We start from the raw sequence: 12,596 nt of genomic DNA on the forward strand, positions 1-12,596 counted from the left end.
AGACCCAGAAAGAAGAATTACCTCTGTGCCTCTGTGTCCCTGTGTTCTTCCGTGCCGAGGTGCTCGCTCGATTTAGGATGATACCCGTGAATAAAGTCCCGCGCAGCCATCCGCTTCTTTCCTTCCGGCTGCACGGTCAGCACCTCCAGCACGGTCCGCTCGCCGCAAAAGACAAATAACCGGTCCTTTTCCACGCTCAGCTCGCCGGGCGCGACCGCTGACTCCTGGCGCCTGACTCCTGACTCCTCTACCGGCCTTGCCGCCCACACGTTCAGGGTCTTGCCGCGAAACGTGGTGTACGCGCCCGGCCAGGGCTGAAACCCGCGCAGGCGGTTGCAGATCTGGCGCGCGCTGCGCCGAAAATCAATCTGCCCGTCTTCTTTCTTGAGAATCGGCGCCAGGGTCGCTTGCGCATTATCCTGCTTGCGCGGCGTGATTGTGCCCGCCTGCAATCCCGCGAGTGTTTCCACCATCAGCGGCGCGCCCATCTCCGCCAGCCGAGGCGCCAACGTGACCGCCGTGTCCTCCGCCGCAATGGGTGTCTCGCGCTGCAGCAGGATGTCGCCCGTATCCAGCCCGGGGTCAATCCGCATGGTGGTCACGCCGGTGACAGTCTCGCCCGACGCAATCGCCCACTGCACCGGCGCCGCGCCGCGATACTTCGGCAGCAGCGAACCATGCAGGTTGATGTTCCCCAGCGGCGGCAGGTCAATCATCCACTGCGGAATGATGCGCCCGTAGCCGACCACCACGATCGCCTCCGGCCGGATCTCCTCCAGCCGCGCGCGAAAGTCCAAATTGTTTTTGATCTTTTCCGGCTGCGTCACCTCGAGGCCTAGCCTTTGCGCCAGTTGCTTCACCGGCGGCGCGCTCAGTTCCATGCCGCGCCCGCTGGGGCGATCCGGCTGGGTCACGACCAGGCGCACGGAATGCCCGGCGGCGGCGTTGGTTAGCGCCTGCAGCGCGGGTACGGCGAATTGCGGAGTGCCACAGAAGATTACGTCCATTTGGTAATTGGGTAACTTGGTAATTGGGTAATTTGGAGAGGTCTGCCGCACCGCATGAGGTTGTTTAAATTACCAACTTACCAAATTACGAAATTACCAAATCACTTCCATTCTCCCTGCTTGATCAGCTTGCGCACCTTGCGCTTGATCAGGTCGCGCTTGAGCGCCGAAATGTGCGTGATGTACAGCTTCCCGTTGAGGTGATCGGTCTCGTGCAGCAGCGCACGCGCCAGCAGGTCCTCGCCGGTTTTCTCGAACCAGTTTCCTTTCGCGTCCTGCGCGCGCACGGTCACCACGCGCGGCCGCGTCACGTTCTCGCGGAACTCCGGCAGGCTCAGGCAGCCTTCCTGCTGCGTGTGCCGCCCTTCGCTGTGGATGATCTCCGGATTGATCAGCACCAGTTTGGCGTCCTGGTCTTCCTTGAAGCTGATATCAATCACCGCGATGCGCCTCGAAATGCCGATCTGCGGCGCCGCCAAGCCCACGCCATGCGCCGCGTACATGGACTCGAACATGTCGTCGAGCAGCTTGTGCAGCTCGTCGTCGAACTTCGTCACCTTCTCCGCCGGCTTGTCCAGCACCGGGTTGCCGAACTTCACGATGGGATAGATCATGCGTGCTGATTTGTAATTTGCAATTTGTAATTTGCAATTTTCGCTCGTGCGATATCGAGCGTAAGCAATTGCAAATTACAAATTACAAATTACAAATCCTAGAACCTCCGTATTTGCTCCAGATATCCGGCATAGTTCCTCTTCGTCTCCCCAATGCTGTCCCCGCCAAATTTCTCCAGCGCGCAACGCGCCAGGGTGAGCGCGACCATCGCCTCCGCCGCCACGCCCGCCGCCGGCGCCACGCATACATCGGAGCGCTCGTACGCCGCCTTTACCGGCTCGCGCGTGGCGAAATCCACCGACTCCAGTGGACGCCGCAGCGTCGAGATCGGCTTCAAATACCCGCGCACCACGATGTCCTGCCCGTTCGACACGCCGCCTTCCAGGCCGCCGGCGCGGTTCGACTTGCGGGTGAAGCCGGTGAAGGCGCCGCCCTGTTTCGCATAGCCGATTTCGTCGTGCACGCTTGATCCCATGGCGCCCGCCGCCGTGATCCCGCTACCGATCTCCACCGCCTTCACCGCCTGCAGCGACATCACCGCCTGCGCCAGCAGCCCGTCCAGACGCTCGTCCCAGTTCGCGTACGTGCCCAGTCCCGGCGGCACGTTGTGCGCCCGCACCTCGAATACGCCCCCGACGGTGTCGCGCGCCTCGATCGCCTTCTCCACCTCCGCCTTCATCCGCTGTTCGACGTCCGCGTCGGCGCAATTGAGCACAACCTCGTCGCGCCCGTACAGCCGCGCGATTTCTTCCCACGTCACCTCGCGTTCCACCGACACCGCTCCCACCGCAACCACGTGGCTCAGAACTTCGATGCCGATCTCGCGCAAAAATAATTTCGCCAACGCCCCTGCCGCCACGCGGGCCGCCGTCTCCCGCGCCGACGAGCGTTCCAGCACGTATCGCGCTTCGGGAAAGTTGTACTTCAATGCGCCCGCCAAATCCGCGTGGCCCGGCCGTGGCGACGCCACCTTTTTATGTTTCGCCGGATCGCCTTCGCCCACCGGCAGCGACTCCTGCCAGTTCTTCCAATCCTTGTTCTCCAGCAGGATCGCAATCGGCGACCCAATCGTCTTCCCTTGCCGCACGCCCGACACAATGTGCGCCGTGTCGCGCTCGATCTTCATTCGCCCGCCGCGTCCATATCCCTGCTGACGCCGCCACAATTCGCGGTCGAGAAACACTTGCTCAATTGCCACCCCGGCCGGCATTCCCGACACTACCGCCACCAGCGCTTCTCCGTGCGATTCTCCGGCAGTGATAAAGCGGAACATGGAAACAGGATTAAACCACAAGTGAGTCGCCAGACCCGAGTCCCGAGTCGGGAATTGCCTCCTGAACTCCTAATAAGCCTCGGCTGTCACCCGTTCGCAAACCGCACACGCCCCGCTCTTCCATTGTTTTTCTTAATCGCGCCCAGCAAAATTTTGAATTTCCCTGCCTGCCAGGATTTCCCTAAGCTCGTATCTGTATAGGGAGGCGATCCCATGGTTTGCCCTAATTGTCATTCCGAATACTCGAACCTGAATCCGTGCGGCTGTAGCGAAGCCGATTTTCCGCCGCTACCGCAGCGCGATTCCGGGCCCGGAAAATTCAGCAGTACGGCAGACGCGACCGACTCCGCCCTCAAGCCAACCGGCATCGGCGATCCCTTCTGGCACTGAAGCTATTGCGCTTCAGTCTTCGCTCCTCATTCATTGGCCTGACGGCCGCAGACTGACGGTTCCCGCAAATCACAAATCGCTAGATCACTAAATCACAAATCATCCAGCGCCTTCTTCTCTTCCGCGCTCAACCTCCGTGCCTGCCCTTTTTTCAATTCCCCCAACTCCACCGGCCCGATCGCTACCCGCACCAGCCTCAACACCTCCACTCCCAGTGCCTCCATGATCCTGCGAATCTGCCGGTTCCTGCCTTCGTCGAGCACCACCGTGAGCCAGCAATTGCGCCCTCCTTGGCGCAGCACCTCAACCCGCTTCACCTGCAACCACTCGCCCTCGCTCTCCACGCCCGCCATGATCTTTTGAAGCAATTCCTCTTCCGGCCTCGCGCCCACCTGCACGTGATACCTCTTGTCCAGGTGCGACTCCGGCGCCGTGATCCGCGCCGCCCACTCCGAATCGTTGGTCATCAGCAGCAGGCCCTCGCTCGCCATGTCCAGACGGCCCACCGGCGCCACCCACGGCAGCCCCGGTGGCAGGCAGGCATACACCGTCTTCCGCCCCGCTTCGTCCGATGCCGTCGTCACCACCTTGCGCGGCTTGTTCAACATCAGGTAGACCTTCTCTTGTGCCTGGAGCGGCTGTCCGTCGAGCGTGATCCGATCCTGTTCCAGCCGCACCGGCGTTTCCGGATCGCGCCGCACTTTGCCGTTCAGCCGCACCCGCCCGGCGCGGATCAGCTCGCTCGCCTGCGAACGCGAGCAGCTCCCGCGCTTCGACATCGCCCGTGCCAGTCCGACACGACGCTCCTGCGCTTGTGGCTTCATATCAGCGTATGCATGCCTCGCGCCTAAAGTACAATGTTCTGCTGTATTTATCTTCCTACTGTGCGAGGAATCATGGCTGCCAGAATTTTGGACGGCGAAAAAATCGCCGCCGCCATCAAGGCCGAGGTTGCCGACGAGGTGAAGGGCATGAACGCTGCCGGCATCCGGCCGGGGCTGGCGGTCATCCTGGTGGGCAACAATCCCGCGTCGGAAATCTACGTGCGCGGCAAGGTGAAGAGCTGCGAGGCGCTGGGCATCTTCAGCGAGAAGCACACTCCGCCCGACACCTCCACCACCGAGGAACTGCTCGCGCTGGTGCACGACCTGAACTCGCGCGACGAAATTGACGGCATCCTGGTCCAGCTTCCGCTGCCCAAGCAGGTGGACTCCAAGCGGGTGCTGATGGCGGTGGACCCGGCGAAGGACGTGGATGGGTTCCACCCGGTCAACGTCGGGTTCCTCTCGACGCAGCGCCCGGGACTGGTGCCGTGCACGCCCGAGGGCATCATCGAAATCCTGCGGCGCAGCGACATCCCGATCATGGGCGCGGAAGCGGTGGTGGTGGGACGCAGCGACATCGTCGGCAAGCCCACGGCGATGCTGCTCACCAACAACCACGCGACGGTGACGATCTGCCACTCCAAGACGCGCGACCTGCCGGGCGTCTGCCGCCGCGCCGACATTCTGGTGTGCGCCATGGGCCGCACCGGCATGATCAACCAGGATTACGTGCGGCCGGGCGCGACCGTGATTGACGTGGGCATGAACAAGATCACCGACCGCGCCGAGTTCGACAAATTTTTCAAGGGCAACGAGAAGCGGGAGAAATCGTTCGCGGAGAGGGGCTCGACCTTGATCGGCGACGTGGACCCGCACGTGGCGGAAATCGCCGGCGCCATCACGCCCGTGCCCGGCGGCGTCGGCCCGCTGACCATCGCCATGCTGATGGTGAACACGCTCCGGGCGTGCAAGATGCGCCACGGCGCAAAGGTTCCGGCGATGGCGGAGGCGCGGTAATTCAACCATGTCGTAATACGACTTTTATCGAGCGAGGCAGCGGTTGCTCAAAGTGGGGTTGACCGGCGGCGTGGCATGCGGCAAGTCCACGGTCGGCGAAATGCTCGTGGCCCGCGGGGCCAGGCTGATCAAGGCCGACGAGATCGCGCACCGGCTCATGCGGCCGGGGCAGCCGGTGTACCAGGAAGTCGTGCGACATTTCGGCCGCGGCATCGTCCATGAGGACGGGACCATCGACCGGCAGAAGCTGGCGCAGGCGGCCTTCGGCGGCGGGCGCGTCGAGGAACTGAACCGGCTGGTCCATCCCGCGGTCATAGCGCACCAGGAGCGCTGGATGGAAGAGGAGGCGGCGCGCCATCGCAACGCGGTGGTCATCGTGGAGGCGGCGCTGATCGTGGAAGCGGGCGTACAGAAGCGCTTCAACAAGATCATCATGGTGACCTGCCGGCCGGAGCAGAAGGCGGCGCGCTTTGCGGAGCGCCAGGGCATCACGGTGGAAGTGGCGCGGCAGGAGGTTGCGCGGCGACAGGCGGCGCAGCGTTCGGATGAAGAAAAGATTCGCGCGGCGGATTACGTGATCGACAATTCGGGTTCGCCTGCGGAGACGGAACGGCAAGTGGAACAAGTTTTTCGTGAACTGAAGCAGTTAGCCATCAGCCTTTAGCCGTTGGCCGTTGGCTGTCGCTTAACAGCTAAAGGCTAAGAGCTAATAGCTAAGAGCTGCCTTTATGAGAGGAATACGCGTACTGCTGCTCGCGCTCGTGCTTGTCGGCGCATTTTATTTCTACACCACCTCGCACCGCGCGGGAATAGCGCCCACGAACTGGTTCGGGGGCGGAGCGGGCAAGCTGGAGTTGACCGAGGCGGCCGGGCCGGAGGCGCTCGACCCCGAGGAGCAGGTCAACGTCGCGGTGTACAAGAAGGGCGTGCCCTCGGTGGTGAACATCAAGTCGCGCTCGGTGTCGTTTAACTTTTTCTACGGCGTGGTGCCCGAGGAAGGCCAGGGATCGGGGTTCATCCTCGACAAGGAAGGCCACGTTCTCACCAACTACCACGTGATCGCCAACGCCGCCGGCACCGGCTCCGCGCGCCAGATCGAAGCCACGCTCTACAACCGCAAGACCTACAAGGCCGACGTGGTCGGCGTGGATCGCGCGCATGACCTGGCGGTCATCCAGATTCATGGCGGCGGGTTCACGCCGGCGACCCTGGGCGACTCGCGCGGGCTGCAGGTAGGACAGAAAGTCTTCGCCATTGGGAATCCGTTCGGCCTGAGCGGCACGATGACGCGCGGCATCGTCAGTTCCATCCGCTCGGTGCAGGAACCGGGCGGCGCCGGCATTGACGAGGCCATCCAGACCGATGCCGCCATCAACCCGGGCAATTCCGGCGGTCCGCTGCTGAATTCGCGCGGCGAGGTGATCGGCATCAACACCCTGATCGCCTCCAGCGTGGGACAGAGCGCGGGCATCGGTTTCGCCATCCCCATCAACACGGCCAAGGCGGTGCTCAACGACCTGGTGTCGCTGGGCCGGGTGCGGCGGCCGGCGCTGGGCGTGCATACCATTCCCATCGGGCCGGAGCTGGCGTCGCAACTCGGCCTCTCCTCCGACTATGGATTGCTGATCAACGACGTCATTGCCGGAAGCGGGGCGGAACATGCCGGCCTGCGCGGCGGCACCAAGCGCGCGTTCCTGGGAAACATGCCCATCATGCTGGGCGGGGACTTGATCGTCGCCATTGACGGCCAGCAGGTGGAAGACCAGCAGGACCTGTCGCACATCATGAACAATCACCGCGCCGGAGACATCGTGACCGTCACCATCTTCCGCGGGCACGAGAAGATGGATGTGAAAGTGACGTTGGGGGAAGCGAGGGAACAGGCCTGAATCAGTTGTTAGTTGTTAGTTGTTAGATTTGCTGCGTGCCCTCTACGAATGGTGATAAACGAGGCAGGGATGCCGTACTCATATCGCGAGCTCATTGCGTGGCAAAAGGGCGTGGAATTCGTCGTTGCTCTCTACCGGGCCACGGCTACGTTCCCGAAGGAAGAGATCTATGGCCTGACATCTCAATTGAGGCGGGCGGCAGTGTCTGTCCCGAGCAACATCGCTGAGGGACAGGGCCGGCTTACCGAAGGAGAATTCAAGCATTTTCTGGGACAGGCAAGAGGTTCGCTATGGGAGTTGCAGACCCAAATAGAGATAGCGTACCGGTTGCAGTTCCTGAGCGCAGCGCAATATGAAGTCATCCACAAGATGGCTGACGAGCTTGGGAAGATTCTTAATGGGCTCATCGGGTCTGACCTGAGCCGTGGGGGAAAGAAGCCCCCTACTCCGCCAGCAACTAACAACTAGCAACTAACAACTCGTAAATGGACCTGGATTCTCTGCGCGCACACTGCCTCTCTTTCCCCGGCGCCAGCGAAGGGCTGCAATGGGGCGAGTGCCTGCTGTTTCGCGTGGCCAACAAATTCTTCGTCAACGTCACTCTGGCCGACACGCCGCCGCGGGTCTGGGTGAAGTGCACGCCCGAGCGCTGCGCCGAACTGCTGGAGATCGAGGGCATCCGGCGCGCGCCGTATATCGGCAAGCACGATTGGGTGGAACTGGAGCGCATGGACCTGCTGCGCGATGCGGAGATGCGCGAGGTGATTGCGGAGTCGTATCGGAACATTCGGAGCAAGTTGCCGCGCAGTGTGCAGGCCAAGCTCGGAGAAAAGCAGATTCCTCGCTGGGTCAAAACCCGGCCCCCAATGACAAAGAAGAAAAAAAGGTTTTAGGCTGAACCGCCGCGGGCGGAGCGCAGGTCAATACCAAGCTGCTGGCACTTTTTGTACAGGTGGCTGCGCTCCAGGCCGAGGGCGCGGGCGGTGTTGGTGATGTGGTGATGGTGCGCCTTGAGCTCGGCGAGGATGGTCTCGCGCTCGAAGGCGGCGGCGCGCTCGGAGAGTGTGCCGGTGGCCGTTGTGGATGAACCGGTGGCCGGGGCTTGCGGCAATGCCAGTGCGACGGTGGCGGCGTCCACCTCGCCGCTCACGGCCAGCAACATAAGTCGTTCCACGACATTTCTCAGCTCGCGGATGTTGCCCGGCCACCCATAGCGCAGGAGCGCGGCGACGGCCTCGGGAGCGAAGCGCATGGGTTTCCAGCCGTTCTGGGCGCACACCTGCCGCGAAAAGTGCTCGACGAGCGCGGGGATGTCCTCGCTGCGGGCGCGCAGCGGCGGAAGCACCAGCGGAAAAACATAGATGCGGTGAAATAAATCCTCGCGGAATTTTCCTTCGCGCACCAGCTCTTCCAGATTGCGGTGCGTGGCGACCACGACCCGGACGTCCACCACGACCGGGCGGTCGCCGCCGATGCGCTCCACCTCGCTCTCCTCCAGCACGCGCAGCAGTTTGGCTTGCATGGCGAGCGGCATGTCGCCGATCTCGTCGAGGAAGAGCGTGCCGCCGTTGGCCTGCTCGAATTTTCCGATATGGCGCGAGGCGGCGCCGGTGAAGGAACCTTTTTCGTGGCCGAAGAGCTCGGATTCAATCAGCTCGGCGGGCACGGCGGCGCAATTCAAGGTGACAAAGGGACCGCCGTGGCGCGGGCTCTTGTCGTGCAGCGTGCGCGCGGCCAGTTCCTTGCCGGTGCCGGTCTCGCCGCAGATGCAGACGCGCGTGACGCTGGCGGCGACGCGCTCGATCTGCGCCATCACGCGTTGCATCGCCTCGCCCGAGCAGACGATTTCGTGCTTGCCCAGCCGCGCCTTGAGCTGCTGATTTTCCTGCTCCAGGCGCTTGAGCTTGAGCGCGTTGTCGACGGTGAGCAGGAGCTTGTCGGTGGAGATCGGTTTCTCCAGGAAGTCGAGCGCGCCCAGCCGGGTGGCGCGCACCGCCATTTCGATGTGCGCCTGGCCGGACATCATCACCACGGGCGCAGTGACTCCGCTGGCCTTCAAGTCTTCCAGCAGCGCCAAGCCGTCGCGGCCGGGCATGACCACGTCGGAGAGGATGAGGTCGAACTCGCGCGAGCGGGCCAGCTCCAGCGCTTTGGCGGCATTGTCGCAGACCGTGGCCTCGTGGCCGGCGAGGCGGAAGGCACGCGACAGCGAAGCCAGCGTGTTCGCCTCGTCGTCAACGATCAGGAGTTGCGCTTTCGTCACAATTCCTCGGTTACAGGTTAGCCACAGAGGACACAGAGGAAGACTCAATCTGCAATGCGTCGATCATTGATTCTTTGTTTCCTCTGTTTCCTCTGTGGCTAGATTCTTTATTTCCTCTGTGTCCTCTGTGGCTAATTATTCAGCATCGCCGATTTGAACATATCGTTCGATGCCGCGGGCGCGGAACTTGTCCGCGGCAGGTCGATGCGAAATGTTGTTCCCTTGCCGGGCGTGCTGTCCACCGTGATGCTGCCGCCGTGATCGCTCACCACCGACTGCACGATCGCCAGGCCCAGCCCGGTGCCGTGGCGCTTGGTGGTGTAGTAGGGCGTGAACAGGCGCTCACATTCTTCGCGTGTCAGGCCGCTGCCGGTGTCGGAGACTTCGATGCGCACGTGCTCGGGCGTGGCGCTGGTGCGGACCGTGATGGAGCCGCCCTCCGGCATGGCGTCGAGCGCGTTGAGCACAAGGTTCGACAAGGCGCGGTGCAGCAGGTCGGGATCGGCGTCAACCGGCGCCAGCGAATCGTCCAACTCCAGCTTGGCGGTGACCGGCGGGCGGCCGTCGGCGCGGAACTGCGCGTCGTGCAGGCTGACCGCCTGGCGCGCGATGTCGTTGACGTTCACCGGCTGGAGCTGCGGCTGCGGCATTTTGGAAAAGTCGCTGAAGCGTCCGACGATGGCCTTCAGGTTGCCGAGTTCAGCCAGCAAGGTCGCGGTGCTCTCGCGAAAGACTTCGTCGAATTCGGCGGAACTGCGCGAGCGTAACAGGTTCTCCACCGTGATTTGCAGCGGGAAGAGCGGATTTTTGAGCTCGTGCGCCAGACGGCGGGCAAGTTCGCGCCAGGCGGCAACCCGCTCGGCCTGCACGGCGCGGTCACGCTGTTCGAACAGTTGATGGGTCATGGAATTAAACGATTCGGCAAGCTGGCCGATTTCGTCGCGCGAGGTAACTGCGACGTGCGCGTCCCAATTGCCGGCGGCGACTTCGCGCGCGGCTTCGGCCAGACGTTCGATGGGTTGCGTGACGCGCGCCGCCACCCAGCCGCTGAGCAGAATCGCGAGCAGGATTCCGATGCCGCCGACGATGAGCGCGAAGGCGCCGATGTGCCGCTGCAGCTCGATCAGGCTGCGGCGTGAACTGCCGACCAGCAGCACGCCCAGGAGCGCGCCGTTCGCGCCCTTGAGCGGAATGGCGTGGAAGCTCTCGCTGTCGGCGGTGTCGGCGGACCACTGCACGGTTTCGTCGGCGTCGCTTCCCTGCTGTTGCACGCGCACGATGAGCGGCGCAAGCCGCTCGGCATTGTCCACGGCACCGGCGGGACCGATGAGCGATGGCGCGGCAAAGCCCGGTTGCAGGTTGCGATAGAGCAGAGCGCGCATGCCTGCCGGCAGGGTGAGCGATGAAACAAAGTCGCGGTCGAGGCGCCGGCCGCCGAGTATGAAGAGGGGCTTGTCACCAATATTGACTGCGCGGGCGGCGAGCAGGCCGAGAGTGGCGCCATCCGGCAGCGGGACAAGGCGGAGCACAGCGCCTTGGGACGGCAAATCGGGCGCGACCTCTTCCTGGTAGCCGAAGCGCGCCGGCCATTGCGCCGAGGAAATGATGCTGCCGCCGGCGTTGACGAACTCGAGCAGGTCGAGCTGGTGACTTTCGGCGACGGCCCTGGCTTCGGTGACGTAGGCGGACGAATCGGCGCCGTGGCTGAGATCGAGAGCCATGCGCGAGACGGTGTCTCCGGCGGCGATGGCATCAACGCGGCGGACAACGTCGTCGCCGCGGCGGGTAAACTCGCGGCGGAACTGCGCGATCAGGGCGTCGGTGCGCTCGCCATCGGCGCGCTCGAAGGCGCTGCGGGTGCGCCAGGAAACAACCGTCGAGACCGCGCCCACGGTGACCAGCACGATGAGCGCGAGCGCGATCAGCAGCCGGCGGCGAAAACTCATCGTGCCTCCGGAGCGAGCCAGACATTTTCGAGCTGCCAGCTTCCGTCGCGAGTCCGTGTCCAGTTGCGGACGCGCGGGCCGACGGCGCTGGCGGCGGGCAAGTAGGCGATGGGCACGGCCCAATGATCCTGCAACGCCGCGGTGGTGGCGCGATAAACGTCGGATAGACCCACCCTATCCGCTCCAGAACCGGGAGCGGATAAGGGTGGGGCAACCAACTCCGGCACGGGCAGCGCCAGGCGGTCGGTACGCGAGACTTCCGCCAGCGCGACAACGGGATCGGCGGACGCCAGGCGCACGCGCACCAGTTCGATATCGGGCACGGTAACGTTTTGCGTGCTGGGCAGCGTCTTCAAGGTGATTCCCGCATCGTTGGCGTTGAGAGCGACCCGTTCTGCCACCAGGCGCGCCAGCGGATCGGCGGCGTCATACACCAGCGTCAGCGCGGCGGTCTGCTTGGCCTCGGTGCGCAACTGGCGGGCGCGCGCCACCTGGGGCGTGGCCGCGAACAGGAAAGAATACCCCGTGATCCAGTTGGGCAACAGGCCGACGGCCGATTCGCCATGGCGCTGCAAAAGAACGTTGTAAATCGAGTCGCGATCGACGGTAAGAGCGATGGCCTCGCGCACACGGGCGTCGCGCAGGTTGGAATGGCTGAAGCGCAGCGCGAGCAGGTCAACCGGATCGCTGGAGAAGACGCGCCGGCCGGACTGGTTGAGACGGGCGAGTTGGTCGGGCGCGATTTCGACCAGATCGGCGCGGTTGAGTTCCAGGTCCATCATCTGCTCGCGCGCGCCGCGGTTGAACTGGATTTCGATGGCGTCAACGAATGGACGCTCGTGCCAGCCCTCTTCCAGCGCAGCGAGCGTGAGGCGGCGGCCAGGCTGGAAATCGTTGACGCGGAACGGGCCGGTGCCGAGGATTTTGCCGTCGGCGCGCAGCACGATGGAATTGCGTGGCAGCGCGAGCACGGCGGGCAAGCCGGGCAAGGACTGCTCGGATTCGATGATGATGGAGTCGCTGAGCGGACGTACATTCCAGTCGGGATTGGAGTCGTGAAGGGACTGCGCAGCGACGGCGGAGGTCAGCCCGGTCGAGTCGGAAAAGTGCACGCCGGCTCGCAGCGTGAAGCGCCAGCGATGTTCGCTTTCCTGTTGCCAGGAGGATGCCAGCGACGGCGTTGCGCGGCCTGTGGCATCCAGCCGAACCAGGGTGTCATAAACCAGTGGCGCAATTTGGGCAAAGCTGGGGTCGTCGCCGGTGGCAGGCGCGGCGGGATCAAGCGAAGGCGGTGCGGCGCGCATTTCCACCCGCACCGTGCCGCCGTAGCGCGGGCGGGTTTCCGCGGAAGCGTGAGAGATCAGCAGCAAAG

At 63.6% G+C, this 12,596-nt stretch carries 12 protein-coding genes; 5 read left to right on the forward strand and 7 right to left on the reverse strand.

The features are described 5' to 3' along the window. Positions 1-17: 17 nt before the first annotated feature. The 4 genes from fmt to LAN70_01130 all read right to left on the reverse strand — a co-directional run bounded on the left by fmt (position 18) and on the right by LAN70_01130 (position 4,109). On the reverse strand, positions 18-1,007 hold the full coding sequence (fmt, locus tag LAN70_01115; protein MBZ5509747.1) for a methionyl-tRNA formyltransferase: 990 nt from the start codon (positions 1,005-1,007) through the stop codon (positions 18-20). A 101-nt stretch (positions 1,008-1,108) separates the two neighbouring features. After that, on the reverse strand, positions 1,109-1,621 hold the full coding sequence (gene def, locus LAN70_01120) for a peptide deformylase (GenBank protein MBZ5509748.1): 513 nt from the start codon (positions 1,619-1,621) through the stop codon (positions 1,109-1,111). A 98-nt stretch (positions 1,622-1,719) separates the two neighbouring features. Then, positions 1,720-2,895, reverse strand: coding sequence for a chorismate synthase (aroC, locus tag LAN70_01125; GenBank protein MBZ5509749.1), 1,176 nt, complete (start codon positions 2,893-2,895; stop codon positions 1,720-1,722). A gap of 482 nt (positions 2,896-3,377) precedes the next feature. Continuing rightward, entirely contained in the window at positions 3,378-4,109 is a 732-nt protein-coding gene (locus LAN70_01130) for an rRNA pseudouridine synthase (protein ID MBZ5509750.1), read from the reverse strand. 72 nt (positions 4,110-4,181) lie between these two features. Between LAN70_01130 and LAN70_01135 the strand changes: the two genes are divergently transcribed. The 5 genes from LAN70_01135 to LAN70_01155 all read left to right on the forward strand — a co-directional run bounded on the left by LAN70_01135 (position 4,182) and on the right by LAN70_01155 (position 7,908). After that, positions 4,182-5,126 (forward strand): bifunctional 5,10-methylenetetrahydrofolate dehydrogenase/5,10-methenyltetrahydrofolate cyclohydrolase, encoded by a 945-nt coding sequence (locus LAN70_01135; GenBank protein ID MBZ5509751.1) that lies wholly within the window; start codon positions 4,182-4,184, stop codon positions 5,124-5,126. A gap of 43 nt (positions 5,127-5,169) precedes the next feature. Then, entirely contained in the window at positions 5,170-5,790 is a 621-nt protein-coding gene (gene coaE / locus LAN70_01140) for a dephospho-CoA kinase (protein ID MBZ5509752.1), read from the forward strand. A 64-nt stretch (positions 5,791-5,854) separates the two neighbouring features. After that, on the forward strand, positions 5,855-7,015 hold the full coding sequence (locus LAN70_01145) for a trypsin-like peptidase domain-containing protein (protein MBZ5509753.1): 1,161 nt from the start codon (positions 5,855-5,857) through the stop codon (positions 7,013-7,015). Between the two features lie 69 nt (positions 7,016-7,084). Beyond that, complete coding sequence (locus tag LAN70_01150; protein ID MBZ5509754.1) at positions 7,085-7,483, forward strand: four helix bundle protein; 399 nt, start codon at positions 7,085-7,087, stop codon at positions 7,481-7,483. A 17-nt stretch (positions 7,484-7,500) separates the two neighbouring features. Next, entirely contained in the window at positions 7,501-7,908 is a 408-nt protein-coding gene (locus LAN70_01155; GenBank protein MBZ5509755.1) for an MmcQ/YjbR family DNA-binding protein, read from the forward strand. On the opposite strand, the gene LAN70_01160 is transcribed toward LAN70_01155, so the two are convergent. The 3 genes from LAN70_01160 to LAN70_01170 all read right to left on the reverse strand — a co-directional run bounded on the left by LAN70_01160 (position 7,905) and on the right by LAN70_01170 (position 12,594). Then, positions 7,905-9,281: a sigma-54 dependent transcriptional regulator gene (locus LAN70_01160; GenBank protein MBZ5509756.1), complete on the reverse strand. Its 1,377-nt coding sequence runs from the start codon at positions 9,279-9,281 to the stop codon at positions 7,905-7,907. The two genes, LAN70_01155 and LAN70_01160, sit on opposite strands and share 4 nt — an antisense overlap. Before the next feature lie 128 nt (positions 9,282-9,409). Next, the gene (locus tag LAN70_01165) at positions 9,410-11,224 is read right to left on the reverse strand and encodes a HAMP domain-containing histidine kinase (protein MBZ5509757.1); all 1,815 of its coding nucleotides are present in this window, start codon (positions 11,222-11,224) and stop codon (positions 9,410-9,412) included. Further along, positions 11,221-12,594: a hypothetical protein gene (locus LAN70_01170; protein MBZ5509758.1), complete on the reverse strand. Its 1,374-nt coding sequence runs from the start codon at positions 12,592-12,594 to the stop codon at positions 11,221-11,223. Before LAN70_01170 ends, LAN70_01165 begins: the two co-directional genes overlap by 4 nt. Positions 12,595-12,596 lie beyond the last annotated feature (2 nt).

It is taken from the genome of Terriglobia bacterium (assembly GCA_020072845.1).
In the GTDB taxonomy this organism is placed as follows: Bacteria; Acidobacteriota; Terriglobia; order Terriglobales; family Acidobacteriaceae; genus JAIQGF01.